This is a genomic window from Sphingobacterium sp. E70 (genome assembly GCF_019285695.1).
In the GTDB taxonomy this organism is placed as follows: Bacteria; Bacteroidota; Bacteroidia; order Sphingobacteriales; family Sphingobacteriaceae; genus Sphingobacterium; species Sphingobacterium detergens.
This window is the reverse complement of the sequence record NZ_CP079104.1, coordinates 6,205,465-6,232,322: the sequence shown is the minus strand read 5'-3', so window position 1 is coordinate 6,232,322 and position 26,858 is coordinate 6,205,465. Positions and strand designations below refer to the sequence as shown.

General features: G+C 41.7%; 35 protein-coding genes and 6 pseudogenes. 27 read left to right on the top strand and 14 right to left on the bottom strand.

Annotated features, from left to right (window positions below; genetic code table 11):
- Positions 1–196: 196 nt before the first annotated feature.
- On the top strand, positions 197–757 hold the full coding sequence (locus tag KUH03_RS44575) for a DUF4230 domain-containing protein (protein WP_257090936.1): 561 nt from the start codon (positions 197–199) through the stop codon (positions 755–757).
- Between the two features lie 50 nt (positions 758–807).
- Here the strand turns inward: KUH03_RS44575 and KUH03_RS44570 are convergent, their stop codons facing one another.
- The gene (locus KUH03_RS44570; protein WP_257090935.1) at positions 808–1,134 is read right to left on the bottom strand and encodes an AraC family transcriptional regulator; all 327 of its coding nucleotides are present in this window, start codon (positions 1,132–1,134) and stop codon (positions 808–810) included.
- Entirely contained in the window at positions 1,124–1,558 is a 435-nt protein-coding gene (locus tag KUH03_RS44565) for a hypothetical protein (RefSeq protein WP_257090934.1), read from the bottom strand. Before KUH03_RS44565 ends, KUH03_RS44570 begins: the two co-directional genes overlap by 11 nt.
- 439 nt (positions 1,559–1,997) lie before the next feature.
- Between KUH03_RS44565 and KUH03_RS44560 the strand changes: the two genes are divergently transcribed.
- The 7 genes and pseudogenes from KUH03_RS44560 to KUH03_RS44530 all read left to right on the top strand — a co-directional run bounded on the left by KUH03_RS44560 (position 1,998) and on the right by KUH03_RS44530 (position 8,378).
- The gene (locus KUH03_RS44560) at positions 1,998–2,294 is read left to right on the top strand and encodes an L-rhamnose mutarotase (RefSeq protein WP_306429906.1); all 297 of its coding nucleotides are present in this window, start codon (positions 1,998–2,000) and stop codon (positions 2,292–2,294) included.
- Between the two features lie 78 nt (positions 2,295–2,372).
- Positions 2,373–3,008: pseudogene (locus tag KUH03_RS44555) on the top strand (alpha-L-fucosidase); the annotation flags it as partial.
- Positions 3,009–3,163: 155 nt separating this feature from the next.
- Positions 3,164–3,379 (top strand): alpha-L-fucosidase, encoded by a 216-nt coding sequence (locus tag KUH03_RS50125; protein WP_373564595.1) that lies wholly within the window; start codon positions 3,164–3,166, stop codon positions 3,377–3,379.
- Positions 3,380–3,422: 43 nt separating this feature from the next.
- Positions 3,423–4,643, top strand: a complete 1,221-nt coding sequence (locus KUH03_RS44550; RefSeq protein ID WP_257090932.1) for an enolase C-terminal domain-like protein — start codon at positions 3,423–3,425, stop codon at positions 4,641–4,643.
- A gap of 9 nt (positions 4,644–4,652) precedes the next feature.
- Positions 4,653–6,277 (top strand): annotated as a pseudogene (locus tag KUH03_RS44540) (sodium:solute symporter).
- 71 nt (positions 6,278–6,348) lie between these two features.
- Positions 6,349–7,119, top strand: coding sequence for an SDR family NAD(P)-dependent oxidoreductase (locus KUH03_RS44535; protein WP_257090929.1), 771 nt, complete (start codon positions 6,349–6,351; stop codon positions 7,117–7,119).
- A gap of 89 nt (positions 7,120–7,208) precedes the next feature.
- Positions 7,209–8,378, top strand: a complete 1,170-nt coding sequence (locus KUH03_RS44530; RefSeq protein WP_257090928.1) for an alpha-hydroxy acid oxidase — start codon at positions 7,209–7,211, stop codon at positions 8,376–8,378.
- 88 nt (positions 8,379–8,466) lie between these two features.
- Here KUH03_RS44530 and KUH03_RS44525 read toward each other — a convergent pair whose 3' ends face one another.
- From KUH03_RS44525 to KUH03_RS44515, 3 genes are read right to left on the bottom strand one after another with little or no spacing between them, the layout of a single operon-like run.
- The gene (locus tag KUH03_RS44525) at positions 8,467–8,634 is read right to left on the bottom strand and encodes a hypothetical protein (RefSeq protein WP_257090927.1); all 168 of its coding nucleotides are present in this window, start codon (positions 8,632–8,634) and stop codon (positions 8,467–8,469) included.
- A gap of 57 nt (positions 8,635–8,691) precedes the next feature.
- Positions 8,692–8,937 (bottom strand): hypothetical protein, encoded by a 246-nt coding sequence (locus KUH03_RS44520; RefSeq protein WP_257090926.1) that lies wholly within the window; start codon positions 8,935–8,937, stop codon positions 8,692–8,694.
- 32 nt (positions 8,938–8,969) lie between these two features.
- Complete coding sequence (locus KUH03_RS44515) at positions 8,970–10,187, bottom strand: fimbrillin family protein (RefSeq protein WP_257090925.1); 1,218 nt, start codon at positions 10,185–10,187, stop codon at positions 8,970–8,972.
- Positions 10,188–10,989: 802 nt separating this feature from the next.
- On the opposite strand from KUH03_RS44515, the gene KUH03_RS44510 reads away from it, so the two are divergent.
- From KUH03_RS44510 to KUH03_RS44475, 14 genes and pseudogenes are all read left to right on the top strand, one after another.
- The gene (locus KUH03_RS44510) at positions 10,990–11,319 is read left to right on the top strand and encodes a DUF6660 family protein (RefSeq protein ID WP_306429380.1); all 330 of its coding nucleotides are present in this window, start codon (positions 10,990–10,992) and stop codon (positions 11,317–11,319) included.
- A 150-nt stretch (positions 11,320–11,469) separates the two neighbouring features.
- Positions 11,470–12,033, top strand: a complete 564-nt coding sequence (locus KUH03_RS47765) for an efflux RND transporter permease subunit (RefSeq protein ID WP_306429379.1) — start codon at positions 11,470–11,472, stop codon at positions 12,031–12,033.
- Positions 11,955–12,340 (top strand): annotated as a pseudogene (locus KUH03_RS47760) (efflux RND transporter permease subunit). Before KUH03_RS47765 ends, KUH03_RS47760 begins: the two are co-directional and overlap by 79 nt.
- An 88-nt stretch (positions 12,341–12,428) precedes the next feature.
- Positions 12,429–13,706: pseudogene (locus KUH03_RS50120) on the top strand (efflux RND transporter permease subunit).
- Positions 13,607–14,685: pseudogene (locus tag KUH03_RS50115) on the top strand (efflux RND transporter permease subunit). Before KUH03_RS50120 ends, KUH03_RS50115 begins: the two co-directional pseudogenes overlap by 100 nt.
- Positions 14,601–15,461 (top strand): TolC family protein, encoded by an 861-nt coding sequence (locus tag KUH03_RS47725; protein WP_306429372.1) that lies wholly within the window; start codon positions 14,601–14,603, stop codon positions 15,459–15,461. Before KUH03_RS50115 ends, KUH03_RS47725 begins: the two are co-directional and overlap by 85 nt.
- Positions 15,343–15,789 carry a TolC family protein gene (locus KUH03_RS47720; protein ID WP_306429904.1) on the top strand — a complete coding sequence of 149 codons (447 nt, stop codon included), beginning with the start codon at positions 15,343–15,345 and terminating at the stop codon, positions 15,787–15,789. The genes KUH03_RS47725 and KUH03_RS47720 overlap by 119 nt, the downstream gene beginning before the upstream one ends.
- A 7-nt stretch (positions 15,790–15,796) precedes the next feature.
- On the top strand, positions 15,797–15,940 hold the full coding sequence (locus KUH03_RS44500; protein ID WP_257090923.1) for a hypothetical protein: 144 nt from the start codon (positions 15,797–15,799) through the stop codon (positions 15,938–15,940).
- On the top strand, positions 15,937–16,554 hold the full coding sequence (locus tag KUH03_RS44495; RefSeq protein WP_257090922.1) for an efflux RND transporter periplasmic adaptor subunit: 618 nt from the start codon (positions 15,937–15,939) through the stop codon (positions 16,552–16,554). The genes KUH03_RS44500 and KUH03_RS44495 overlap by 4 nt, the downstream gene beginning before the upstream one ends.
- Complete coding sequence (locus KUH03_RS44490) at positions 16,551–16,964, top strand: hypothetical protein (RefSeq protein ID WP_257090921.1); 414 nt, start codon at positions 16,551–16,553, stop codon at positions 16,962–16,964. The genes KUH03_RS44495 and KUH03_RS44490 overlap by 4 nt, the downstream gene beginning before the upstream one ends.
- Complete coding sequence (locus tag KUH03_RS44485) at positions 16,954–17,103, top strand: hypothetical protein (protein WP_257090920.1); 150 nt, start codon at positions 16,954–16,956, stop codon at positions 17,101–17,103. Before KUH03_RS44490 ends, KUH03_RS44485 begins: the two co-directional genes overlap by 11 nt.
- 37 nt (positions 17,104–17,140) lie before the next feature.
- Positions 17,141–18,289 carry an HAD-IC family P-type ATPase gene (locus tag KUH03_RS47715; RefSeq protein WP_306429371.1) on the top strand — a complete coding sequence of 383 codons (1,149 nt, stop codon included), beginning with the start codon at positions 17,141–17,143 and terminating at the stop codon, positions 18,287–18,289.
- Positions 18,268–18,942, top strand: coding sequence for an HAD-IC family P-type ATPase (locus KUH03_RS47710; protein ID WP_306429370.1), 675 nt, complete (start codon positions 18,268–18,270; stop codon positions 18,940–18,942). Before KUH03_RS47715 ends, KUH03_RS47710 begins: the two co-directional genes overlap by 22 nt.
- 315 nt (positions 18,943–19,257) lie before the next feature.
- Positions 19,258–20,007, top strand: a complete 750-nt coding sequence (locus tag KUH03_RS44475; RefSeq protein ID WP_257090919.1) for a phosphatase PAP2 family protein — start codon at positions 19,258–19,260, stop codon at positions 20,005–20,007.
- A gap of 478 nt (positions 20,008–20,485) precedes the next feature.
- On the opposite strand, the gene KUH03_RS44470 is transcribed toward KUH03_RS44475, so the two are convergent.
- Positions 20,486–20,773 (bottom strand): hypothetical protein, encoded by a 288-nt coding sequence (locus tag KUH03_RS44470; RefSeq protein ID WP_147430503.1) that lies wholly within the window; start codon positions 20,771–20,773, stop codon positions 20,486–20,488.
- Between the two features lie 130 nt (positions 20,774–20,903).
- Between KUH03_RS44470 and KUH03_RS44465 the strand changes: the two genes are divergently transcribed.
- The gene (locus KUH03_RS44465) at positions 20,904–21,398 is read left to right on the top strand and encodes an SDR family NAD(P)-dependent oxidoreductase (protein WP_257090918.1); all 495 of its coding nucleotides are present in this window, start codon (positions 20,904–20,906) and stop codon (positions 21,396–21,398) included.
- Positions 21,383–21,625 (top strand): hypothetical protein, encoded by a 243-nt coding sequence (locus KUH03_RS44460; protein WP_257090917.1) that lies wholly within the window; start codon positions 21,383–21,385, stop codon positions 21,623–21,625. The genes KUH03_RS44465 and KUH03_RS44460 overlap by 16 nt, the downstream gene beginning before the upstream one ends.
- A gap of 35 nt (positions 21,626–21,660) precedes the next feature.
- On the opposite strand, the gene KUH03_RS44455 is transcribed toward KUH03_RS44460, so the two are convergent.
- The 5 genes from KUH03_RS44455 to KUH03_RS44435 all read right to left on the bottom strand — a co-directional run bounded on the left by KUH03_RS44455 (position 21,661) and on the right by KUH03_RS44435 (position 23,080).
- The gene (locus KUH03_RS44455; RefSeq protein WP_120257434.1) at positions 21,661–21,990 is read right to left on the bottom strand and encodes a multidrug efflux SMR transporter; all 330 of its coding nucleotides are present in this window, start codon (positions 21,988–21,990) and stop codon (positions 21,661–21,663) included.
- A gap of 167 nt (positions 21,991–22,157) precedes the next feature.
- Positions 22,158–22,271, bottom strand: coding sequence for a helix-turn-helix domain-containing protein (locus tag KUH03_RS44450; protein ID WP_257097917.1), 114 nt, complete (start codon positions 22,269–22,271; stop codon positions 22,158–22,160).
- Entirely contained in the window at positions 22,264–22,482 is a 219-nt protein-coding gene (locus KUH03_RS44445) for a hypothetical protein (RefSeq protein WP_257090916.1), read from the bottom strand. Before KUH03_RS44445 ends, KUH03_RS44450 begins: the two co-directional genes overlap by 8 nt.
- Positions 22,479–22,691: a hypothetical protein gene (locus KUH03_RS44440; protein WP_257090915.1), complete on the bottom strand. Its 213-nt coding sequence runs from the start codon at positions 22,689–22,691 to the stop codon at positions 22,479–22,481. Before KUH03_RS44440 ends, KUH03_RS44445 begins: the two co-directional genes overlap by 4 nt.
- Entirely contained in the window at positions 22,688–23,080 is a 393-nt protein-coding gene (locus KUH03_RS44435; RefSeq protein ID WP_257090914.1) for a DJ-1/PfpI family protein, read from the bottom strand. Before KUH03_RS44435 ends, KUH03_RS44440 begins: the two co-directional genes overlap by 4 nt.
- 257 nt (positions 23,081–23,337) lie before the next feature.
- On the opposite strand from KUH03_RS44435, the gene KUH03_RS44430 reads away from it, so the two are divergent.
- Positions 23,338–24,075 carry an SRPBCC domain-containing protein gene (locus KUH03_RS44430; protein ID WP_257090913.1) on the top strand — a complete coding sequence of 246 codons (738 nt, stop codon included), beginning with the start codon at positions 23,338–23,340 and terminating at the stop codon, positions 24,073–24,075.
- Between the two features lie 623 nt (positions 24,076–24,698).
- Here the strand turns inward: KUH03_RS44430 and KUH03_RS44425 are convergent.
- From KUH03_RS44425 to KUH03_RS50110, 3 genes and pseudogenes are all read right to left on the bottom strand, one after another.
- A complete protein-coding gene (locus tag KUH03_RS44425; RefSeq protein WP_257090912.1) occupies positions 24,699–24,959 on the bottom strand; it encodes a hypothetical protein in 261 nt (86 codons plus the stop codon).
- Positions 24,960–25,003: 44 nt separating this feature from the next.
- Positions 25,004–25,276: a hypothetical protein gene (locus KUH03_RS44420; protein WP_257090911.1), complete on the bottom strand. Its 273-nt coding sequence runs from the start codon at positions 25,274–25,276 to the stop codon at positions 25,004–25,006.
- Positions 25,195–25,661, bottom strand: a pseudogene (locus tag KUH03_RS50110) (DUF389 domain-containing protein). Before KUH03_RS50110 ends, KUH03_RS44420 begins: the two are co-directional and overlap by 82 nt.
- 305 nt (positions 25,662–25,966) lie before the next feature.
- On the opposite strand from KUH03_RS50110, the gene KUH03_RS44410 reads away from it, so the two are divergent.
- Positions 25,967–26,647 (top strand): AraC family transcriptional regulator, encoded by a 681-nt coding sequence (locus KUH03_RS44410; RefSeq protein WP_257090909.1) that lies wholly within the window; start codon positions 25,967–25,969, stop codon positions 26,645–26,647.
- Positions 26,634–26,792 (top strand): hypothetical protein, encoded by a 159-nt coding sequence (locus KUH03_RS44405; protein WP_257090908.1) that lies wholly within the window; start codon positions 26,634–26,636, stop codon positions 26,790–26,792. The genes KUH03_RS44410 and KUH03_RS44405 overlap by 14 nt, the downstream gene beginning before the upstream one ends.
- The last annotated feature ends 66 nt before the right edge of the window (positions 26,793–26,858 follow it).

The window sequence follows — 26,858 nt, the reverse complement described above, 5'->3', positions numbered from 1 at the left end:
TTTTGATGTCACAAAAGTAGTATTATAGCCCATATCTTCCAAATGTTTTTTAAACTTTTTGATTAAACAATTGTCTATCAAATGGTATATTTTTATCGGAGCATATTGAAAGGCGACAAAAGATAATATTCGCGTAACATTTTCGGTTCAAATGGCCATAATTGGACCTTGGTCTATTATTTGTATTATACTATTTATGGGAAAATTTTTGAAATTTTTAATTGTCGTAGCCATTTTGGCAGTGGGAGCTTGGTTTGTCTATCAAAAATATAACAGCGGACCACGGGTGGAAAGCAAGCATCAGCTTCTGGTTGATCGCATTGAAGCTATGGGGAAATTGGAATTGGTGAAATATCGCTACAGCGATGTTGTTGAACATAAAAATATCAATACCTTCTTGCCTACAGCAAGTGTATTGCTAATTGTCAAAGCGGATGCTGTTGGCTGTGTGAACTTAACAAAACTGACACCGGAGGATATTAAGGTGGTAGGGGACTCTGTTTCCATTAAATTGCCGGCCCCGGAGATCTGTTACATTAAGATTGACCACGAGGCATCAAAGGTATATGATACCAAAATGGCCTTCCTGCGAGAGGCAGAATTGGTTGATGAAGCTTATAAAACTGCTGAAAAAGCTGTAGCGGATGACGTGAAGAAATCCGATATCCTGCAACAAACCAAAGCAAATGCAACAACTGTGTTCAAACCATTGTTGCAAGGATTGGGCTTTTCGAAGATCAACCTTACTTTTGAGTAGATGGGTGTTAGGCTCATGTTGATTTTTTCTTGCCCTCAGAAAGCTTTGTTTTAACGCTGTATATGTGATCTGTACCTACTTGGGGTAATACCTTTAATGGATTTAAAAATTTTATTAAAATTCGAAAGGCTATTGAAACCACAGGCAAAGGCTATGTTGGTGATCTGTAATTTATTTTCGGTAATCAGCCGGCATGATTCGCTGATGCGTACTTCATTGACAAACTGAACAAAGGTCTTTTGTGTACGGGACTTAAAATAACGACAGAACGAATGTTTGGACATATTCGCTAGGGTCGCAACCTGGTCCAGCGGAATCTCTTTTGTAAAGTTGTTGAACACAAACTTAAAGATACGGTCGATTTTCTCATTGTCCATCGAACTGTAATTGTGTGTAACCTGGACTGGAAAGATATTCATATTCATCAGTTGTAATCAACAATTCGATGATTTCAAGCAGCAATATTGTTTTTTTAAAACCGTAGTCGAGATGAACTATTTGTTCCAGTTTGTGTTTTAGCTGCTGCTTTGTTTCTCCCCGAAATAGAAGTCCCCGCTTGGAGGCAGTCAGAAAAGCCTCTATCTTATGTGTTTTAAAAAGCTGTCCCAATACTTCTAAGAGTAATTTAGGTTCGACATAAAGTGCCATTGAGCGCGATAGATCTGTTGAATCCTGATTCGAGCTGTCATTGTGCCAAACATGGGGTAGGTCAGGTCCCACAAAAGTCAACTCATCGGTCGAAAAACTGTCGATACTGTCCCCTATAATACGTTTACCCTCACTTTGGACAATATAAGTCATCTGACAGGCACTGTGAAAATGGAATTCCGTGGAAAAAAAAAGGCTGGCAAACTTCTTTTGTTGCAAATGTCGCTATCTCGGATCCCTCCAATATTTTAGTGAAGATGGGTTTCATTTACTGGTTATTATGTTATTTAATGGATGTTAAATATAGCTTATTTTGTCATAAATACGAAACGATAGTCGAAATGTCGTTAATATAGTGTCAATATTGAGCAATCTTGGCACAGTTTTATTGTCCTAAGAGTAGTAGTTTAGCTTTATGTAAAAAGGAGTATTGATAACAAGAATACCTAAATATGATATTAAAAAAGTTAGTTCCATTTGTATCCTTTACGCTCGTGTGTGCAATCTCCATTTTAATGGTTTGCTGTGGACGGGGTCAGGAATCTAAATCTGTTAAACGCTATGCTTCCATTACAGGTTTAAAAGCCGAAAAATTGGAATATTACAAAAACTTCACGCGGGTGCATGGCCGTCGGTGCTGGGGAAAATTAAGGAATGCCATATCCAGAACTATTCTATTTTTCTGAAAGAGGTCGATGGGCGGCATTATCTATTCAGTTATTTTGAGTATACCGGAGCGGATTTTGATGCCGATATGCAACGGATGGCCGCTGATCCCGAAACGCAACGTTGGTGGAAGGAAACAGATCCTTGCCAGATGCCACTCCCGGATGCCCGTGCAAAAGGAGCGGTCTGGTCGGATATGGAAGAGGTATTTCATACCAACTAACCGAAACAAAATCCGAATAATAACCTAAAACAAAAAAATTATGAAGAAGCATGTGTTTTTAGTTTAACCTTATGCTTATTGGCCGCTAAAGTATTCGCCCAGACGAAAGTTGTTATACCCACAGCATCCGATAAACCCAATCGATACCAACAGGAGCAGATCGATCGCAAGTATGGGATGTTTATCCATTTTGGTATAAATACCTTTCACGATCAGGAGTGGACGGACGGATCGAAACCTGCCAGTTCTTATGCGCCAACAACCATTGATGCAAAACAATGGGTATCTACGGCGAAAGCTGCTGGAATGAAATATATCATATTGGTAAGCAAGCATCACGATGGTTTTTGCTTATGGGATAGTAAATATACCGATTATGATGTGGCAAATTCAGCTAACAAGACGAATGTTGTGGAGGCGCTGGCAAAGGAATGCCGTAAGCAAGGCATCCGTCTGGGACTTTATTATTCCTTGTGGGACCGGAAACAGAATGGGAATGTAAATGACAGAAAAGCGGATAGAGCCTATAATACCTATATGCTCAATCAATTGACGGAATTGCTGGATATGACCAAGAAGTATACAGATATCGTCGAACTTTGGTTGGATGGTGGCTGGGAAAAGGAGAATTATAGATGGCCCGCACAGGAAATATATACCCTGGTCAAAAGTAAGGCTCCTCAGTGTCAGGTGGGTATCAATTGGACCATTGGTAGTCCCGAAAATGCGGATAAACACGTTGTGCAGCCCAAGGATCAACAGAATTTGTTCCCAATACGTTATTTCCCAAGTGACTTCCGTTTAGGTGATCCATATTTGCCAGGCACACCTGATCCCAAACTCTTTACCGCACAGGGAATATCTACTACATGCCTTTCGAGACAACGGTTGTACTTGGCGAGCGCTGGTTTTATAATACAACAGACAAAAAGTACAAGACGCTTGCAGAACTGGAAGATATCTACCGGACAGCAACCGCGCAGGATAATATACTGATTTTGAATGTTGGCCCCAATAGGGAAGGACGTATCAAGGAGACAGATGTCGCGTTGCTGCTCCAGTTGAAAGAAAAATTAAAATTATAAAGCAGAATCCACTTATCCATAGATTATAAAAATTAGTATTAGTATGATTACAACGTACGATATCCAGGATCGCCGATTTCCCTTAAATACCGGAGCAGGTAGCGATGCTATACATAAAGATCCTGTATATTCTTATGCAGTTACCCATTTGTTAGATGATAAAGGACGTGTGGGCACTGGCTTGGCATTCACCATAGGTGCTGGAAATGAACTGGTCTGTCAGGCTGCAGCGTTTTATGCCGAGCGGCTCAAAGGAATAGCCATCGAAGAGCTGATGGCAAACTTTGGCGCGATCTTCAATACACTGAGCAATGAGCAGCAGTTTCGTTGGTTAGGACCGCACAAGGGTATTGTGCATCTAGCGCTGGCGTCGGTGACAAATGCCTGTTTTGACTTATGGGCGAAAACCCGGGCTGTTCCGCTCTGGAAATTATTGGTTGATCTAACGCCAGAGGAAATTGTCAATACCCTGGATCTTTCCTATCTGGAAGATGAGCTGACAAAGCAAGAGGCTATTGCGCTGATTGCTACAAATAGAGAGGGTCGTCAGGAACGAATGAAAATTATCGAAAAGGGATATACGGGTTACGATACCTCTGTTGGCTGGTTTAACTATTCGGACGCCCAGGTCAGAGAAAACTGTAAACGGGCTATTGCAAAGGGCTTTACGGCCATGAAACTGAAAGTGGGTAGCGCGGATCCGCTCCGTGATATCAGACGGGCCCATATTGTTCGGGAGGTTGCTGGTGATCAGGCAACAGTCATGCTGGATGCCAATCAACAATGGACATTACCGCAGGCGCTGGCAATATGTCAAGAGCTCAAGGCAATGAATCCATTTTGGGTGGAAGAGCCGACACATCCAGATGATATTGTTGCGCATAAGATACTGACCGATGCCATTGCGCCGATAAAGGTCGCTATGGGGGAACATGTCCCTAATCGGATTTTATTCAAAAACTACCTCCAGTTGGGAGCCGCAGGTTTTGTACAGGTAGATGCAGTCCGTGTCGGCGGGGTGAGCGAATTTATTACGGTCAGTTTACTCTGTCGCAAATATGGCATCCCTGTGGTACCGCATGTAGGCGATATGGGACAACTGCACCAGCACCTGGTGTTGTTTAATCACATTAGTCTTGGGCATGAAGCCCTGTTTCTTGAACATATTCCACATCTCAAATCTCGCTTCGTACATCCCGTAGTCATCGAAAATGGTGTTTATCGGACGCCGATGGAAGCTGGAAGTAGTTGTGACTTAATCTAAAATTAACTTATGTTAGGAAATATAGATTTGGGTATCGCAGTAGCCTATATTGCATTGATTCTGATTGTCGGTATCCGCGCCGGTATCGGCAGTAAGAGAAATACAGGGACGGCCGAAGGTTATTTTCTCGCCGGCAAAAGCTTGCGGTGGCCAGCAATCGGATTAGCACTCTTTGCGACAAATATATCCACTGTACACTTGGTAAGTCTTGCGCAAAGTGGATTTGATACGGGTTTGCTTAATGGAAACTTTGAATGGATGGCCGCATTTACTTTGGTCCTATTGGCTTTGTTTTTGTACCGTTCTACCTCAAGTCCGGTGTGGCAACGCTCCCGGATTTCCTGGAAAGAAGGTATGACCGTTCCAGTAGAGATTGGCTGACATTTATTTCCATAATATCTGCCATAGTGATCCATATCGCCTTTTCGATGTTGGCAGGAGGTATCGTGCTGAAGACACTTTTTGGGATTAATATGTATTTGAGTATTACAGTAATTTGTGTTATTACCGGAATCTATACTATCCTTGGTGGGCTGCGTGCGGTAGTTGTCACGGAATCCATTCAGACCATTGTATTATTAGCCGGCGCATTTATCATCAGTTTTGCAGCATTCGATCGCATGGGTGGGTGGATACCGATGAAAGATGTACTGATCGCTGAAGGTGGACTCGACCGGTTGTCCATGCTCCGTGGCGCTGATGACAGCAGTGGCATGCCCTGGTATGCAGTGTTCTTTGGTTATCCCATTCTGGGGATCTGGTATTGGTGCGCAGATCAGACGATTGTCCAACGTGTACTGGGGGCGAAGGATGAGAATCATGGTCGTGTGGGCGCGCTGTTCTGTGGTATTCTGAAAATTTTGCCCGTATTTATTTTTGTATTGCCCGGATTATTCGCCTACACCCTCTTTAAGAGTGGGCATCTTGATCTAAGTAGCCTGGGCTTGGACGCGGCAGGCCATGTGAATTCCAAAGGAATATACACGCTGATGATCACGCAGCTGTTGCCTTCTGGCCTGATCGGGATCCTTGTGGCGGCTTTGTTGTCCGGGTTGATGAGTCAGATTTCTGGCGCCCTTAATTCGATTTCCACGATGGTTAGTTACGACATTTTTAAGCAACGGAAGCCACAGGCCACGGATAAGCAGCTTATCCGTATCGGGAAAATATCCGCTGTGATCGCGATGGCTTTTTCGCTGGCTCTACTGCCATTACTGGACAGATATGAGAGTATTTTTAATGGGATCAACGACGTGATCGCCCATATTGCGCCTCCCATAACCTGTGTATTCCTCTTAGGCGTCTTCTGGCGGAAAGCTTCGGCGGTATCGGCTAAATTGACCCTCTGGATTGGATCTTTTTTGGGTATGGGGGTCTTTATTCTGAATAAGGTTCTGCCAGATTCCTGGATCGGACAAACTCCATTTATGATGATGGCATTCTACCTTTTCTTGACCTGTATGATCATTCAGATTATCTTATCATATTGGTATCCGGTACAACACAACGCGGAAAGCGAACAGCTCTATTGGAAGAGTCCATTGAGCCACTTCGTGGGGCCGCATGGAAAGGAATCGGGAATTACCGCGTTTTATCGGGACTATTGTTGGCTATTGTCACAATTTTATACATAATTTTCAGGTAAGAAGTTACTTGTCGTATTTTAGATCTTAGAATTAATTGAATAAGCTTTTATAGATTTATCGTGAATAGATTGAAGGATAAAGTGATATTAATCAGTGGTGGTACTGCTGGAATCGGTCTGGCATGTGCGCAGGCCTATGCAAAGGCTGGGGCCCAAGTTGTTTTTATCGGCCTTGATCAGGCCTCCGTTGCTGCTACAGGCGAATTATTGGGTGCTCCACATCTGGGTATCTGTGCTGATTTTTCCCAGGAGGAGGATGTGAAGGCAGCGATAGACCAAACCGTTGCAACCTTTGGGCGATTAGATGCCATTCACAATAACGCTGGTCTTGCGAGTCCATCAAAGCCATTGCATGACACCACGGAGCAGGAATGGACCAGATTGTTCGATGTCAATGTAAAAAGTATTTTGTTGACAACACGATATGGTTTTCCTCACTTGAAAGCCTCAAGAGGATGTATATTAAATACAAGTAGCCTAGTGGCGGAAATTGGCCAGGAAAACCATGCTGCTTATGCCGCAACAAAAGGGGCTGTCAATGCCCTGACCAAATCAATGGCAATAGATTACGCAGCATTGGGGATCAGGGTGAATTCTGTCATGCCCGCAGCGGTGATGACGCCTATGCTTCAGCAATGGGCTTCGGAGCAGGCGGAGCCGGAACAGGTATTTGGTTTTCTAAAAGATATCCACCTCTTGGGTTATTGCCCGGAAGGGGATGTAATCGCAGATACCTGCCTGTTTTTATTGTCAGACAGTGCCCGGTTTATTACCGGGGTAAACCTGCCTGTGAGTGGTGGTGCCGAGCTTGGCTACCGTCGGAATAGCTAGGAGATTATTGATAAATAGCGAACTAATTTCAAATTATATAGTATATTTGGCGCGCAGATAAATCACTGCCAATATTTAATACATCAATCATGAGCCAAAAGTTTACATACAATACCCGATTTCCTGCTGTTGAAGACTTGAGAAAACAGGCAAAGAAAAGAATTCCAAAATTTGCGTTTGACTATTTAATAGGCGGTTGCAATGAAGAGCTGAATCTTGCCAGAAATGAAAATGATTTTGACAATATCTTATTAAAGCCGCAATATCTTCAGACGAGTGGGGAAATTGATATGTCTGTAGAACTTTTTGGTCGCCATTACAGTGCGCCATTTGGTGTTTCGCCAATTGGTTTACAGGGCTTAATGTGGCCCAATGCTCCAGAAATTCTAGCAAAAGCCGCTGCAGAAAATGATATCCCTTATATATTGAGTACCGTATCGACAAGTAGTATTGAACGTATTGCTGAGGTATCACAAGGTAAAGCTTGGTTTCAGCTTTATCATCCTACAGAAAATAAGCTGCGTGATGATATCCTGCGACGTCTGAAAGAGGTAGAATGTCCTGTGCTTGTTGTTCTGGTCGATGTTCCTGCTTTTGGACTTCGGTACAAAGAGATTAAAAGTGGATTGTCTATGCCACCAAAGATGAACATCGCTAATATCTTACAGACGTTTGCTTGTCCTACCTGGGGAATTGAAACACTTAGACATGGTATTCCATCTTTTGCAACCTTAAAGCCTTATATGGAGAAAGGACTGGATCTAGCGCAGCTGGGACAATTTATGAACAGAACGTTTACCGGTAAAGTAGATGTTGAAAAGATCAAAGCCATTCGGGATTTATGGAAGGGACCTTTGGTGTTAAAAGGAATTGCGACAGATGAGGATATGCAGGCTGCTATTGCATTGGGCGTGGATGGTGTTATCGTCTCTAATCATGGTGGAAGACAGCTTGACGCCAGTGAATCATCCATTAATTCATTGACTCATCTGGCAGCCAACCCAGATTATAAAAGCAAAATCAAGATTATGTTGGATGGTGGTATTCGTTCTGGAGTAGACCTTGCCCGTGCACATGCTGTGGGATCTGAATTTAACTTCATGGGGCGACCATTTATGTACGGCGTAGGTGCCCTAGGAAATGCAGGCGGTGAACATACCATCAATATGTTCAAAGCACATTTATTTCAGGTGATGAAACAGCTGAGCATTTCGAAGATAGACGAGTTTCCAAAACGTTTACAGAAGATATTATCTTAATATATTCCTATAGGAGTAATAAAGCCGTATTAAACAGTATTTTTGCGTTGTTTAATACGGCTTTATACATATTGATTCTATGGGTTTGTTACCAATCTATTGTTCGGTTGTCAGTGTCGCTAACCTCCCATTGTTCACTGACTTGTCCTTTGGAGTTTTCGGGTCTAGCGGTTGCTGAAGCGGCCGCGATACCTTGCTCGAGTTCGATCAGGAGCGTCTTAACTTTGGGTGCGATATAGGCCAATTTCTTTTTCATAGTCTTTTATTTATTGTATTCTATTCGATTTTTGCTAAATTTATTCTTGTTCCGTCCCTAGCTACAAGATATTTTCTTCTTTCCTGCACCCACACCTTTAATGATCGTACGACCATCAACAAGCTGAGTTACTTTAACTGTGTTGCTCTGTGTACTTCCCCAAGGAAAAGTATTGAAGGAGTTACCATTGTACAATACAAGTTCATATAAAGGTCCACCATTGACCTTGCTACCAAACATGGTTACTTTACCGGTTCTGCTGATCACAACTTTGATCAACGGATTGGCTGCAGTTCCTTGCATATTATAGATTTGAGCAATTCTACCATTTGTTTCTACATTAGTTCCTGCATATTTACTTCCGTCAAGAAACTGGATATTTTGTGCTGAGGAAGCACCAACTTCAAACTGGATTTCATTTTTGCCAGTTTTACACCATTAATTTCCATATTGAAAGCATTGTCCAGTTCGGTGATATCAAACACAAATCCGTAATCAGCAGCTGGCGCAGTGAAATTTCTGGAGATAGTGGTTCCACTTGGATAAAATACACCATCAATACGGATTCCAGTTTTACCATTAACGACAACAGCGGGGTAGCTCCAGTTTAGACCATCACTGGTCACATCTTGGGTACAAGTTTTAAAATTAAGTTTCAGATCATACTTTTGTCCTGGATTGATCTTTACATTTGGAATGTTAAGATTTGATTTGGTTTCACCATCGATCATCAATGTTCCTAAGTTAAGTGCTCCTATACTAGTCCCTGGGTGGATTAATAGGGAAGGGGTGCTGACAACTGTACGTAGTCCAATGCCCAATGCAGGAAATTGTGCTTGCACACCTGCATCATTCAATCCATTGTATGTAAGCGCTCCATCCGAAAGTTTCAGATTGGCTGATGTATGACTTGGTTTAAACACAGAGTTTTCAAGCTTAGTGATTGACCCGGTCATATTGGCATCCATTGTCAAGGTTGTGGTAATTTGACTGAAACGGTGTTTCAATACAACGTTTAGGTTATTAACACCCGGGGTTAATTTCAGCGTGTTTGTAAAATACATTAAGTCACCATTGATATTATTGAGACTTGCTGAGGACAACGTACTTTGATTGTTAATATTAGGTACTGTACTTGTGCTATTTGTTGAATAAGCTACAAACGTATAGGATTTTCCGGCATCAAGTACAATTCCGGCCGCTACAGCTTCTCCACCATAGCTATAGGTCTTTTCTGTAACGTAATTCCCTTGACTATTGTAAACAACTACTTTATATTTAACATCTTTCTCCAGCTGTTTCTCCGTTACCTGAGGAGTAGTTGCTGCTTTGCTGCCCGATGAGGCCATCAATCCTTTATTGGAAGTTGTAGCTGAGCTATTTGTCAATACAACGTCAATGGAAGAACTACTGCCAAAAGGAACAGTCATCTCTTGTACTTCAGAAGCATTGTTTACGGAAGTAGCGGCTTTTGTGGATCCCTGCTTTTGACCAACGGCGTTGCTTTCCTCCTCGCTATAAGCCTCAACTCCCTGAAGATTGATTTTGACCACAGTTTCCCCTGCTAGGGCTGTGGTTTCACCACTCTTTTACAAGAGAAGATACTTGAAGCAACCAGTATAATGCATCCCAACATTAGTACGTTTTTAAGGTTGCGATAATTTTTCGTTTTCATGTAAGTAGACATTTAATTTTACTTCGTTTCTTAGTGTTTTTGATTGATTTGTACTTGTGTGATTTTTTACTTTTTATTTATAGGCTTAATAGCTAAGCCTATTTTCATGTTTGTTTTTTTGATAGATGTCGAAATTTATTGATGCAATTATAGATATAGCTTTCTGTTTAATCATTATGATTTTCAATAAGTAATTTTTCCTGTAGCGAGAGTTCTACAAACGACCATTGATGTTTAGACGTTGATTTTAAGTGTTTTGGAAAGTGTTGCTTGTTGTTTTATTTATAGTTCTAATGGATTAATATTTTCGTGTAGATTAATTTTAGGTTTTTAGGAGATAATCCGACGGAATGGACTATAATGATAGAAAGTCTGCTATTATGGCACAGTTTTCGTGTAGACTATTTATATGACTGAGTAAATACAGTATTTTAAGGAACGCGGCCTGTGTAAGTCAATTTGGGCAAAGCTTAGAGCTTCTCGCTAAGGAGATAGCATAGTTTGAAATTGAAAAGTTTTAAGTTGTGAATAATAAGTACCTATACAGGAAATTGTTTGTGATTGGCCGTGGGAGATAGGAATTGGAGGTTGCTGCAATCACAACTAATTTAGCGCGTTAACTAGGCGATGTTATTATAAAAGAATAAATTTTTGAAATATTTTTCTAAATTTGTATAATAATGAGAGTAATTGTTTTCATATTGATCACCTATATCTTGGGGCTTTCCTTTGTCCCATGCAGCGATGCGAACATTCGCAGCGAGGTGGCAGCCGTGGAAACACAATTCAATGAACCTCATAATCATAGTGAAGATTCCACCGATGCCTGTTCTATTTTCTGTTATTGCAACTGTTGTAGCGGAAATATTACAGTCTTCGAATATCAGTTACCAAAAATTGAAGGTATTCCGATTTCAATTTATTTTGATAATCGTATGCCGGTTCTAGACACACCTATTCTATCTAACTACTTCGGAACTATCTGGCAGCCGCCTAAGGTAGATGCTTAATTATCACTTTTTATAGCCGTACGCAAACATTATTGAGGAATTTTGCTTTTCTAATGAATGTTGGCCATCGGTGTGTAGCTGTAACTTTCGAGGTTACAGGGAAATAAGATATTCTATATATCTATTATTTAAGCATTAATCAAGCATATTGTGTTAGATAGTATAATTAAATTTAGCATCAAGAATAAGATCATTATTGGTTTAATGACCTTGTTACTTATTATTTGGGGCGGTTGGAGTGCCACAAAGCTGCCCATAGACGCCGTTCCCGATATTACCAATAATCAAGTACAGATTTTTACGTCCTGTCCGACCCTGGCGGGGCAGGAAGTGGAGCAACTGGTTACTTTCCCGATCGAACAGAGTATCGCTACGGTACCGAAGATCGAAGAAATCAGAAGTATTTCCCGTTTTGGACTCTCGGTGATTACCGTCGTTTTTGACGATGATGTCGATATCTACTTTGCGCGTCAGCTCATCAGCGAGCGTCTAAAAGAAGCTGTGGACCAAATTCCACAAGGTATCGGTAAACCCGAACTAGCTCCCGTTAGTACGGGTTTGGGAGAGGTCTATCAATATATCATTCACCCCAAAAAGGCAGCGAAAGCAAGTATAACGCGAAGGATCTACGGACCATGCAGGACTGGATCGTTGCGCGCCAGCTTTACGGTACACCCGGTATTGCTGAGGTCAATAGCTTTGGTGGTGAATTGAAACAATATGAGGTCGCTGTTGACCCTAATCGCCTTAAGGCGATGAATATTACTATTCCGGAAATTTTCACCGCACTGGAGAAAATAATCAGAATACGGGTGGTGCTTATATTGACAAAAAACCGAACGCGTACTTCATTCGTGGCATTGGACTGGCTACGTCGCTGGAGGATGTGAAAAATATTGCGATTAAAAAAACTGGTGCTGTACCTATTTACGTCAAAGATGTGGCCGATGTGCGTTTTGGACATGCGGTCAGGTACGGTGCCCTGACATATAATGGGAAGTGGATGCCGTGGGCGGTGTAGTGATGATGCTGAAGGGTGAGAATAGCAATGAAGTGGTCAAGCGTGTAAAGAGAAGCTGCCTACGATCCAAAAATCTCTGCCCAATGATGTGGTGATCGAGCCCTATCTGGACCGTACGGATCTTGTTGGTCGTGCAATAGGCACTGTTGAGAAGAACTTAATCGAGGGTGCACTGATTGTTATATTTGTTTTGGTGCTGTTTTTGGGAAATCTTCGTGCTGGTCTTATCGTTGCTTCAGCCATCCCATTATCCCTGCTCTTTGCTTTGGGATTGATGAATGTTTTTGGTGTGAGCGCAAATTTAATGAGTCTAGGTGCCATAGACTTTGGTCTTATTGTCGATGGTGCGGTAATTATTGTGGAAGCAACACTCCACCATCTTGGCCTGCGCAAGTCTACTGAAAAGCTGTCACAATCGGAAATGGATCATGAGGTATTCGAATCTGCTTCAAAAATCCGGACCAGTGCGGCATTTGGAGAGATCATCATTCTGATTGTCTATATTCCTATTTTGACATTGGTCGGGGTGGAAGGCAAGATGTTCCGCCCGATGGCACAGACCGTAGGTTTTGCGATCTTTGGCGCATTGATCCTTTCGCTGACATACATTCCAATGATGTGTGCCCTGTTTTTACCTAAAAACATCATGACAAGAAAACCTTCAGTGACCGTTTTATCGAAAAACTTCAGCGTATCTATGCGCCTTTATTGCAGAAAGCTATCCGTTTCAAATATATTATCGTCAGCTTGACAGTGGCTTTCTTTGCCATAGCTGTTTTCTTCTTTAAAAGTATGGGTGGTGAGTTTATCCCGCAGTTGCAGGAAGGGGATTATGCCTTTCACTGTATATTACCACAAGGAAGCTCTCTCGCAAAGTATAGAAACTTCTATGCAGGCTTCCCGTATCATTAAAGAGTTTGAGGAGGTAAAAATGGTTGTTGGGAAAACCGGAGCGGCGGAAGTACCGACGGATCCTATGCCACCCGAAGCGACCGATTTGATGGTTGTACTGAAACCCCAGAAGGAATGGAAGTCCGGCCGAAGTTATAATGAACTCGGCGCAGCCATCCTTGAAAAACTAGAAGTTATCCCAGGCGTTTTCTTTGAAAAGAACCAGCCAATACAGATGCGATTCAATGAGTTAATGACAGGAATTCGTCAGGATGTTGCCGTGAAGATTTTTGGCGAAAATATCGACTCTCTGGCATCTTATGCGAATATCGTGGCGGCACAGATTCAGTCCGTTAAAGGTGCTACTTCCCGCAGGTGGAGCGAGTATCGGGGCTGCCACAGATCAATATTGTATATGATCGTACACGCATTGCCAATTACGGTCTTACGATTCAAGATGTCAATGATGTTGTAAGTACGGCTTTCGCTGGTCGCAGTACGGGACAGATCTATGAAAATGAACGTCGTTTTGATTTAGTTGTTCGTTTGGATACGACACACCGTAATAGTATAGACGATGTGCGCAATCTGATGATTCCAACTGATACAGGTATTCAGATTCCACTGTCGCAGGTAGCGGCCATTGATTATAAACTTGGCCCCGCACAGATCAGTAGAGAAGCCGGAAAGCGTCGGATCGTCATTGGCTTCAACGTCTCGGGAAGAGATGTGGAGAGTGTGGTCAAGGATATCCAACAACAGCTGTCGGCAAAAGTAAAATTGCCTGCTGGTTATTATTTCACGTATGGAGGGCAGTTTGAAAACTTACAGAAAGCAAGTGCTCGTCTGATGATTGCAGTGCCTGTTTCCCTCTTGCTGATCTTTATGCTATTGTATTTCACATTCCATTCCTTTAAGCAAGCAGCCCTGATCTTTACGGCCATTCCAATGAGTGCAATTGGGGTGTTTTTGCCCTGATGCTCCGCGGTATGCCTTTCAGCATCAGTGCCGGAATCGGTTTTATTGCTTTGTTTGGTGTTGCTGTACTAAATGGTATTGTACTGATCGGAACTTTCAACCAACTGAAGAAGGAAGGTATGGATGATATTTTTCAGCGCGTGAAGGAGGGAACATTGACAAGGTTGCGCCCTGTATTGATGACCGCTACCGTAGCTTCGCTGGGCTTTTTGCCTATGGCAATTAGTACGAGTGCTGGAGCGGAAGTTCAGAAACCGCTGGCGACTGTTGTTATCGGCGGATTGGTGACAGCAACCTTCTTAACGTTGTTTGTACTGCCTTTGCTGTATATTATTTTTAACTCAAAACTGAATATGAAAAAGGAAATGCGGGTAAGACCATTGCGACGGTATTGGTTTTCCTATTTTCTACCATTGGATTTAAGGCTTTTTCACAGGAACGGATCGGGATTGACAACGCAATCGGTATGGCATTGAAGAGCAATCGCCAATTTCAGGTCAATGAGGCCGAAATAACCGGAGCAACTTATAATGTCAAAACCGCCAATGAAATTCCAAAGACGGGTGTTTTTGTGGAGAATGAAGATTACCGACCCAGCGATAAGACAGGGATCATGAAAATCGGTATCACGCAAAGCATTGCTTGGCCGGGACTCTACGCGGCACGAAAGGAATATTTTAAGCAACAGCTAAAATATGCCAATCTGAATACCGAAGTACTCAATGCTAATATTAAGAAAGATGTGCGCACAGCATATTATCAGCTCTGGTATCTTCAAGATAGACAGAAGCTCTATGTGGAGTTGGACAGTATCTACTCGGCGATGTTTAAGGCGACTGAATTACGTTTCAAAACCGGAGATGTCGCAGCATTGGATAAAATTGCCGCGGAGGCGAAATTAAGGGAATTGCAGGCTCAATTGGTTCAAAATAAGCAGAATATGTTGGTTCAGCAGCAGCAATTGATGATGCTTCTCAACCGCAATGAATGGATATTACCTGTAGAGCAATCGCTGGAAAAGATAAAAATGGACGTGGATGTCCAAAACCCGTCAGTTGATGCCTCACATCCTGTTTTAGCTTTGCAGCAACAGAATGTCAATATTGCATCCTCCAATATTGCGGTACAGAAAAATACAAATAAGCCTGAATTTTCGGGCAGATTCTTTTCGCAGCGCCTTTGGGGGCAAAAGATCCGTTTACGGATTCTCGGTATCAGCATCATTTCCTGTATTTGGCCTTGGCGCTTATAAAAGCAAGGTGAAAGCTGCAAACGCAGAAATGGAGGCACAACAAAGACAACTGGAATATGATACACAAGTTTTTCAGACGAAGAAGGTGAATGCATTGGCTGATATTGAGAAAAATGCTGCGCTGTTGCAGTTCTATGAATCCGCAGGCCTCAAGCAAGCTGACGCCATCATCAAAGCCGCGAGCCTCGGTTACAGAACCGGTGAAATAAGTTTTGCGGAGATGAGCCAGTTCTTAAGTCAGGCGATAGGGATCAGACAGAACTATTTAGACGTGCTCAATCAATATAATCAATCAGCAATCCAATACAATTACTTCAATAATAAATAAGTCAACAATGAGAGTTATCATAAAAATATTTTTTGCACTAGCGATTACAACAGTTTTATATAGCTGCGGATCAGATTCAAAAGGTGCTGGCGATGCCAAGAAGGAGGAAGGAAAGGTGCTGCCGAAGAAAGCCATGAGGAAGGGCCTGTGACGGTAGCGGCATTGAGTGAACAACAGATAAAGGCTGTAGGTATTGCTTTTGGAACTATAGAGGAAAAGGAGCTGACAGCGACAATCAAAGCCAATGGTCTTCTCAGTGTTCCCAATAACAACAAAGCCAATGCGACAACCTTGTATGGTGGCGTAATTAAGACTTTAAATGTGCAACTAGGTGACATCGTGCGCAAAGGCCAGGTAATTGCAACCATTACGAATCCGCAATTTATTCAGCTTCAGGAAGAATATGTTGCTCTGGCGAGCAAAATTACGCTTGCAGAACAGGAGATGGCAAGGCAGCAAGAGCTCAATGAGGGCAACGCAGGAGCAAGAAAAAATCTGCAGTCTGCGACGGCAGATTTCAATAGCCTTCGCGCCAGAAAGGCGTCGCTGCAGCAGCAGATTCAACTCATGGGCATCAATCCCAACACTGTGAGCCTTTCCAATTTGCGGGCGTCGCTCGTGGTGACAAGTCCGATTAACGGTACTGTGAGTAATGTCTTTGCCAAGATAGGTAGTTATGTGGATGTTTCATCACCGGTTATTGAGATTATAGATAATAGTCTATTGCACCTTGATCTTCAGGTTTTTGAAAAGACCTTCCTATGATCAAAATTGGGCAGATTATTAATTTTCAGTTGACAAACAACCCTGATAAAACGTATTCGGCTAAAGTATTTACGATAGGATCGTCTTTTGAAAATGATAGTAAAACAATTGCTGTTCATAGTACTGTGATCGGTAGCAAGGTTGGTCTGATAGACGGGATGAATATTACAGGGATGATCGGCGTCAATAATGTGACCACTCCGGCGGTTCCGAATGATGCGATTGTGGAAGCGGATGGTAAGTTCTACATTTTCGTAGAAACAAGCAAGCAGGCCGAGGAGCATGAAGAGGGACACGATGATCATGGACATGCGCATGATGAGGGTGAGGCTAAGCACGAACATAAAAATGAATCAGAAGCTGCTAAACATGCAACTGAACAGGGTAAGAATGTGAATTTTGAAAATTGAAATTCAAAAAGGTGTCTCAGCATTGGGATATACAGCAATTACACCAGTACAGGAAATTCCTGCGCAAACAAGAATCGTTGTGAAAGGAGCATTTTTTATCAATGCTAAGATGAGCAATACAGGTGGGCATGAACATTAAGTAGTAGCATTTGTTAACGAAGTAATCATGATAAGGTATGGAACACAAACATATTTATGATGCACAAGGTAAACAACTTTGTTGTACACAGACGGAAAAAATATATAATCAGGCAGGCGCCCAACGTTTAATACAGGGCGCGCCTGCCCAGGATCAGGGACATAGTCACAGTGATGATGACGGTCATGATCATTCGGTGGCGGAAGGCAGTACATTGAAGCTCTTTCTGCCAGCAATAATTTCATTTGTCCTGCTGATTGTGGCCATTGCAATGGACAATTGGGTACCACAGGAATGGTTCAAGGGCTGGATCCGGATCATTTGGTATGTACTGGCTTACATTCCGGTTGGATTTCCAGTGATTAAAGATGCATTGAAGAGTATCGGAAAAGGAGAGATTTTCTCTGAATTCTTACTGATGAGCATCGCCACCATTGGTGCTTTTGCAATCAAAGAATATCCAGAGGGTGTTGCTGTCATGCTTTTTTATGCGGTAGGGGAAGTGTTTCAGACATTGGCTGTCAGCCGTGCTAAGAGCAATATTAAGGCGCTTCTGGATCAGCGCCCGGATGAGGTGACCATTGTTGAAGCAAACAGTAGCCGGGTGATCAAAGCTGAGGCTGCAGCAATAGGTGATTTGATCCAACTGAAGCCCGGGGAGAAGTTGGGCTTGGACGGGGAACTTATCTCCGATACGGCCTCCTTCAATACGGCGGCGTTGACGGGAGAAAGTAAACCTGACACAAAGACAAAAGGTGAAGTAGTGCTGGCCGGAATGATCAACATGAATACCGTGAGTCTGGTAAAGGTTACAACAGCATATCAAGACAGTAAATTAAGCAAAATCCTTGAGCTTGTACAAAATGCGACCTCGCAGAAGGCACCTACGGAGCTCTTTATCCGGAAATTTGCGAAAATCTATACGCCGATTGTGGTGCTATTGGCGATAGCGATCTGTCTGCTGCCTTACTTTTTTGTCGGACAATACGTATTTAGCGATTGGCTTTATCGAGCGCTCGTATTTCTCGTGATTTCCTGCCCATGTGCCTTGGTGATCTCGATTCCATTGGGCTATTTTGGTGGTATCGGTGCTGCTAGTAGAAACGGTATCCTGTTCAAGGAAGTAACTTTTTGGATGCGATGGCAGCGATACAGAATGTTGTTATGGATAAAACCGGTACGATGACTGAAGGCGTTTTCAAAGTGCAGGAAGTTCGTTTAGAACCAGATTTTGATGAAGCGACAATTCTCAAATTGGTCAATAAAATTGAAAGTCATAGCAGTCATCCGGTAGCGACAGCAATCAGGGAATATGCGGGTGAAGTCGATGAATCTGTAAATTTGAGTGATGTCGAAGAAATACCGGGGCATGGACTGAAGGGTAGTGTGGATGATAAGGTGTTTTTGGTTGGTAACTTTAAGCTTTTGGACAAGTTTAATATCCGCTATACCATCGATCCCAATACGATCGTTTATACCACAATAGCCATTGCATTGGATAATCGCTTCGTTGGATATATTACCATTGCAGATAGTATCAAAGAAGATTCCGCACAGACCATACAACTTTTGCACAAACTTGGAGTGAAAGCGACCATGCTAAGTGGCGATAAGAGTACGGTCGTCACTTATGTAGCGAAGGAATTGGGGATTGATAAAGCCTATGGAGATCTTCTTCCGGAAGATAAGGTAAATAAAGTCAAGGAGATAAAGGCTATTGGTGAAAGTGTGGCTTTCGTTGGTGATGGCGTCAATGATGCCCCCGTAGTGGCCTTGAGTGATGTTGGTATAGCTATGGGGGACTGGGCAGTGATGCAACCATTGAAACGGCCGATGTAGTCATACAAGATGACAAACCATCTAAGATACCAATGGCAATTAATATTGGTAAACAGACCAAAAAAGTGGTTTACCAAAATATAGGATTGGCATTTGTGGTCAAGGGGTGGTTTTGATCCTTGGCGCTGGCGGATTGGCAACGATGTGGGAAGCGGTCTTTGCGGATGTGGGTGTATCTCTAATCGCTATACTGAACGCCATCCGTATCCAGAAGATGAAGTTCTAAATCAATTTTCATTTATGATGTGCTTACCCTTCAAGTTGAAATATTGGAAGGGTAGGTCTTCTATTGTGCAATTTTTAATTCTCCATTACATGAATATAGTCCAATTTATATCGACCCTATTTGTCCTATGGTTTGTATTTCTAATGTTCCCTATATTGTTGAGCGCTCAGGATAGTCTTACACTTAAAACAAGTAGGGGAATGCAATTTTCCGCTGTTGATAACCACGATTTCCAGTTGCGGAAGTTTGTCGTTCCAACAGCGCTTATAGCCTATGGTGCGAGTAGCTTTGCCATCCCGAAAATGAAGAAATGGGACTTACAGACCCGGAATGAAGTGCTGCATAAGAATCCGGCAAGGACAACAATAGACAATTATACCCAATATTTCCCTGCGGTGATGGTGTACGGTCTCAATGCATTTAATGTTGAAGGACTTCACGATTTTAAGCACCGCACGCTTATTTATCTTACTTCGCAGCTGATTTCAGGGGCGATTGTGTTTCCTGCCAAACAGTTTATAGCTGAAGAGCGTCCCGATGGAACCAATAAGAAATCCTTTCCTTCAGGCCATGCGGCGACCGCATTTGCGACAGCCCATTTTATGTATAAAGAATATCGTGATAAAAATATATGGCTCGGTCTTGCAGGATATCCTTTTGCGGTATTTACTGGTATATATCGAGTGATCAATAATAGACACTGGGTGAGCGATATCGTTGCAGGCGCGGGAATAGGTATCGCCTCCACTGAGCTCGCCTATTGGTTGTACCCAAAGATGACAGGTTTATTTAAAGGGGAGAACAGCGACCAGGGCAATCAGCATTTATACCCTATATAGGACATAATAGGTTTGGAATAAATGCTGTAAGATCGTTTTAATAAACTTTTTAAACACTAATTTCTTGTAAAATAGCAAGCCCTTATAGGATTTTTGGTCGAACCTGCGTATAGCTTTCGTCTTACCTGCTTCGTATTGCGTCCACTATGCATCCGACATGAGTCCATGGTGAGTCCGAGTTAAACACGGTATAACAGTGGTATGAAGATGTACTCATTATGGTCTTATGTCGATTGAGGGGCGAAGAAGGGCATATTCTGTCCCAAATCAGGTCCGAACTTAAATCGAATAAAGGATAAGACACGGATATCGTTCCGGAAAGCTAAACGTATAGTGTGTTAATCAAGTAAAATGTGTAATGTATAAATACAATCGTATAAATATTAAATACGTTAAAATTGAAATATTTAAATTTATCCATATATAAGTATAGATTTTATATATTTTTCAAAGGTTGCTGAATTGAAAGAGCTGACATTTATTTTGCCACGAGTTTTTCATAGAGTGGCCAAAGTTCCGCAAGGTCATCATCTGATTGTGCTTCTGGATAGTGTTCATCATGGAGATTGCGGATTTCGACACCCTGTCCCTGGTCATTTACCACAACAGCGGCCCGAAGTTCGTCGGTTCCATCATAATAAATGCCCACACCAACAAGCTCGCCATTGAGAATAATTTCACTGACAATATACTTTCTTGCAGCCTTACCTTTGTGGGTGCTATGACCACTAGAAATTGTGTTTCCTTTGTTATAATGTCTTTCCATAAGCATAGAACACTGGAAATATCAATTTGTTGTTTTTTTAGCTATTTTCTGCCTTCATGCGATCGAAAATAATTTAAAATAGTTCGGAATATTCCATAGAAAAGGGGGCTTACCTTATATTTGTAATACAATGGAAAAGAAAACATATCTTATTTTTGGCATTAGTAAAGGATTGGGAAGGGCAATCACACTGCATCTTCCAGATCCGTCTGATGTTGTATTTGGAGTGTCCAGAAGTAAACCCGATTATTTGGAGGACAACGCTAATGTGTGTTGGGTGCCGGCTGATCTATCCAACCCTGTGGAGGCTGTTAACGCAATCAAAGACAGGATAAAAAATACGAAAATTGACTATTTTATCTATAATGTCGGTATTTGGGAGAATAACGCTTTTAGTGACGACTATGATTTTGCGTCTTCTCCGGTAGCGGAGATTAGCGGCCTGATCAATACCAATGTCACTTCATGTATTTTAAATATTCAATCAGCATTGGAAAATTTGAAGCAGGCCGAAAATGCCAAAATTATTTTGATCGGTTCTACATGGGGCTTGACAACCACAATGGAAGGGAGGTTGCGTTTTCAGCAACAAAATTTGCGCTTCGGGGTGTGGTTCATGCATTGAGAGAACAACTCCGACCTGATCAGATTGCAGTATCTATATTGAACCTTGGTTATCTCGCAACAGCGCCTGATGAGGAGAATAATCTGGAAACCACCACTCAAGAAACAAATGGCGATCTTATTCCATTATCGGATGTCATTCAGGCGTTAAGATTTATTAGCTCGACATCAAAAGCAAGTTGTGTAAAAGAGATTCATATGCCGGCAATGAATGACAGGAATGTATAATGATCCGAATGCAGGAGATGTAGATCCCTATTGTTCTAATGGCCAGTTACAAACTTTAATCCAAGAATAGAGGCGATTAGCGTACCGATAAAGAATAGACGCCAGAAGCTTACGGGATCTTTAAATACAAGAATTCCTATAATGACTGTGCCGACAGCTCCGATACCCGTCCATATTGCATAAGCGGTTCCTAAGGGAAGTCCTTGTACGGATTTGATCAATAACACCATACTGACGATGAGACATAATACGAAGATACCGTACCAGGTATAGATGGCATTGCCTGATACCTCTTTTGTTTTTCCCAAACTGTAAGTGTATCCAACCTCAAAGAGTCCGGCGATGATTAAAATTACCCAATTCATATTGTATTATTTTATACAAAGATCAGTAATGATATCTTTTTAACATTTTACAAATGTTAAAAAACAAGGGGCTAATCATCGCGGAATTTTTTGGGGACAGGCCTGCGTTTCGCTTAAAATAGCGACAAAATAAACTAGTATTGCCGAGCATGCACCACAAAAAAATATTATTTCATTGCAGATTTGTTGTATTTGTTGCGATAGGCCAAAGGAGAGAGGCCGGTAACTTTACGAAATATTTCCCTAAAGGCTTTTGAATCGGAATAGCCTACTTCATACATGACTTCGTTCACTGTTTTTCCAGAGATTTCCAGTTCTTTTTTGCAGATTCGATTTTGACACGTTGTAGATATTCAATGGGGTATTACCGGTCGCTTTTATAAATCGCCGGTCGAAATTCCGTCGGCCTACAGTAAAGCGTTCTGAAAGTTGTTGAATGGAAATCTTCTCAGCGAAGTTATGCTCAATATACTCCTGCGCTTTGATGATCATTTCATCTCCATGCCTTTTTGCCCATTAAAGATGACGAAATCAGATTGTTGTTGTCGGTCAAGATCAATCTGGAATATCTTGGAACAATAGATTGCTGTCGGCCGATCATAATACTTTTCAACCAGATAAATGAGCAAGTGTAAAAATGAATATCCACCACCATTGGTACAAATGCCTTCTTCATCTGTTATAATGCTGTCAGTCTTCATGATGATATTGGGAAATAACTGCTTAAAATTTGTTTCAGCACTCCAATGGATCGAACAGTTTTCTTTTCCAACAGACCTGTAGAGGCGAGTATATAGGCTCCGGTACACATGCTGGCCACATTGGCACCATGGGTATATTGATTGCGTATCCAGTCAAGAAACGGGGTGTTTTGAGCATCCAATGCTGTAAAGTTCGGGGCGACGGCAGGAATTACGATTAGATCGGTCTTGATGATGTCGGTAATTTCTTTCTGCGGCATCACCGCAAGTAAGCCGTTCAAGAAAACGGACTGCTTTGAAAGACCGACCAGTTCAATTTTAAACATCGTCTTATCATGATTCTGATGGTAGTACCTATTGGCTTCGGTAAAGATATGATAGGTACCCACAATGCATGACAGTGTATTGGGGCCAGTCTGAACTTCGGGACCAAAATTGTTAGGTGTTTCATCTTTCTTGGTTTAACATTGCTTAATCTAATTGCTGATCTATTACTCAAATATAAGAAAATGTGTTGTCCAAATCAACCGTTCACAATGTCTATTTGGCACCCTGTTTTAGATTTAAAATGTCGATATCTTTGATTTATATATGGTAGAGTTGATGATTAAGTGATTGAAAAATAAATACTAACAAAAAAAAATAGATGATGAAAAAACTGGATTTTACAACCGATATAATCGTTGAAGCGAAACCGCAGCAGGTATTTGATGCGATTATCAATGTTCGTGGCTGGTGGTCGGAGAACATTGAGGGAGCTACAGAGGCACTAGATGATGTATTTTCTTATCACTACCAGGATATACACCAGTGTAAGGTAAAGGTCGTTGAAATACAGCACGACGTCAAAGTTGTATGGCAGGTGTTGGAGAACGATTTCAAATTTACGACCGATAAACAGGAATGGGTGGAGAGCTATGTAATCTTTGATATTATTGATCTTGGCGGTAAGACGCAATTAAAATTTACGCATCAGGGGCTGGTACCTGATATGGAATGTTATGATGTCTGTCAGGCTGCCTGGACATATTATATCCATGAAAGTCTGAAACAATTGATTCTAACAGGGCAGGGACTTGCTACGCCCAAAGAGAGCGTGCTGTCCCTGGCGGAAGTTAAAGAACAATTATTAGCGAAACAAAAGGGTAAAAGTATCTATCATAGATTGCTGATTAAAACCCCAGTTGAAAAAGTATATTGGGCAATCACGACTCAGGAAGGGTTGGCAGGCTGGTGGACACCCGATACTATTGCTGCACCTGCGGTAGGAAGCATCTTGCGGTTTGGCTTTGGCCCTGATTATTTTAAAAGATGGAAGTCCTTGCGTTATATCCCTATGCACTTGTCGCTTGGCAATGTAAGGAAGGCTTTGAGGAATGGATAGGCACAACACTGACATTTGAATTGATACCACATCAGCAAGGCTGTACACTTTTATTCCATCACGATGGTTGGGACAATTATAGTGGGGAATTTGCCTCCTGTAGCTATGATTGGGCATTGTTCTTCAGGAGCCTCAAATTTTTGTGAAACAGGAAAAGGTTTTCCTTACCCCGAATTCAATCAGTAAAGCAGACCGCTTCAACTGGATTCAGATTGGGGGCAGTTTTCGCTCACCGTATGAGCATTGACTTCTTTAAGAAAGCGCTGGAAATATTTAATTAGGCGCAGATGCAAGAGCAGTCCCAATTATATCGTAATAATTGGGACTGTCATATCTAGTGGGAGACGGATTGTCCACGACGAGGTTTTGCGCTGACAGACTTGTGCAAATAGAACCAGAACTGGACAACAGAACTGGTAAATACCGGAATCGCTCGACAGGGTGTCGGTATTTCGACCAAAGTTCATACTTGGAAATCGATTAGTGCATCGCCTATTTGACCTTCCTGTCTATGATCTGGAGGCTGTCTTTTGGAAAACGGTTTTTTAGCCAAAGACGTAATTTTAATTGTTGTCCTTCAGCTAAAGGATTTTTTGACGAATAAATAAAAGCAACAACATTCGCTAAACTATCTTTTTTGCATAATACTGCTGTTGTCCTATGCTATAGGATTGTAGTTCTGGAAAAAGTACTGTTAGATCTTTATCTAATTGTGGACTTGCTACCTGATATTTCGCAAGTTCATTGTTGAGCGCCCGTATGGTTAGATCTTTATCATTTACAGCAGCGCTTCGTTTGTCGATTTCACTAAGAATAGTTGTTTTTAAATCGAGGCTATCCTGTCGAATGATCAGATCAGTCTGCGCGATACCAAATGATTCCATGGATTTTTTTAAAGCAGCGATTTCTTGGTCACTAAATTTCTTCGCTAAAAGGCTAGTTCTAAACGTTTAGGTTTAGTAAGCAATTTTTCGTAGACGACCGTGTAACCTTTATCACTAAATTGTTGTTGAACAAATTGTTTAACCTTATTCGTGTATTTCTTCTCTTGTAGCAGATTATAGGCGAAGTATAAGCTTGGTATTACCAAGGCAAGAATAATCAGTGTAATACTCTGACCTATTCTTTTTCCCTCTTTGGATCGACATAATGTTTCTTGGGATATCTGAGGTATTTTACGATCGTAAATGTCGCTATACATATAAATACACAATTGATGATGTAGAGAAATAAAGCCCCAGCAAAATAACTTAGGTTTCCAATGGCCAATCCATAACCTGCTGTACAAAGTGGAGGCATCAGCGCCGTCGCAATGGCCACGCCTGGTATTGATTCCCTTTGTCTACCCTGGTTATGGCGATAACCCCCACCAATCCGCCAAAAAGTGCAATAAGTACATCATAGATGTTGGGCGAGGTACGGGCGAGCAACTCGGATTGCGCCTCTTTGAATGGGCTCAGGAGAAAATAGCAGTATGATACAATCAGACTGATCAACGTTGCAATCAATAAATTCTTGATTGATTTCTTTAAGAGTTGAAAATCAAATGTACCCAGTGCAAAACCAGCACCCACAATCGGCCCCATCAGTGGGGAAATAAGCATAGCGCCAATGATTACTGCGGTTGAATTCACATTGAGGCCGACAGAGGCAATCACTATGGCACAGGCTAAAATCCATGCATTGGCACCGCGGAATGAAATATTGTTGATTACATTATCAAGAACGGCTTCTTTTCGTTCTTCCCTGGATGTAAATCGAAAAATTGGAGTATCTTATTCATAACAGATTGTTTTTCTCTATGCGAATATACATAAGAGAACTGATTGTTCTTAAATGAAAGAAGTTTACTAACTTAGAAAAGCCGAATAGGTAGCGTTACCATTACAGGATGAGTTTAGCAAGGATTCAACAGATCATTAGGTACATTGAAGAACATTACAATGAAAACCTTTCCATTGAAAGACTGGAGCAACTGTCTAATTATTCCTACCGAAATACACAACGCATATTTAAAGGGATTTTCAATGAATCGATTGGGGCCTTTCAAAAACGATTAAAACTTGAAAACACGTATAAGAAACTGATTTATACAGATGAATCCATTAGCTCGATTGCTTATTCGGTTGGTTTTGATAGTCTACAATCTTTTTCCAAATCCTTCAAAAAACAATTTGCACATTCGCCCAGTGATGCACGGGATGAGAAGACAAGCATTTTTCAGGAATTTATTGCTGGACTAGCAGTAGAACATCAATCTCCCCATCATGATATTGTCTTTTTGAGGGCACAACAGGTTTTTAGTATTGGAATACATACGGACCACTACCGAAATAGAGAAATTGATCAGTTATGGGCGGATATTGATACCTTGGTTGCCGCAGATTTTAGTGCGCATTATTACGGCATTATCGTGGATCAGCCTTTGATTACCGACCGGCTGAAATGTAGATACGAAGCCTGTGTGGATCAAGATCCTGCAAGTCCGTTGTTTTCCCACGGGATATTATGGGGGACGATACCTCCGATATATTCACAAAGGGGACTATCACGGGATAATGGATACGTATAGACGGATTTATAAAGAGAGTCTTTTGCAAGGTGCTTACGCATTTGACAATGATCCTATTCTGGAGCACTATGTGAAGAATGAGACCAATACAGCTCATGTTAACGATTATGTCACCGAAATTCTAATTCCGCTACAGAAAAAATAGTTGTCAATTTTGGACAACACATGATTGGGATTTATCCCGTTTTTTGTCGGAAATAAGAATTTTTAA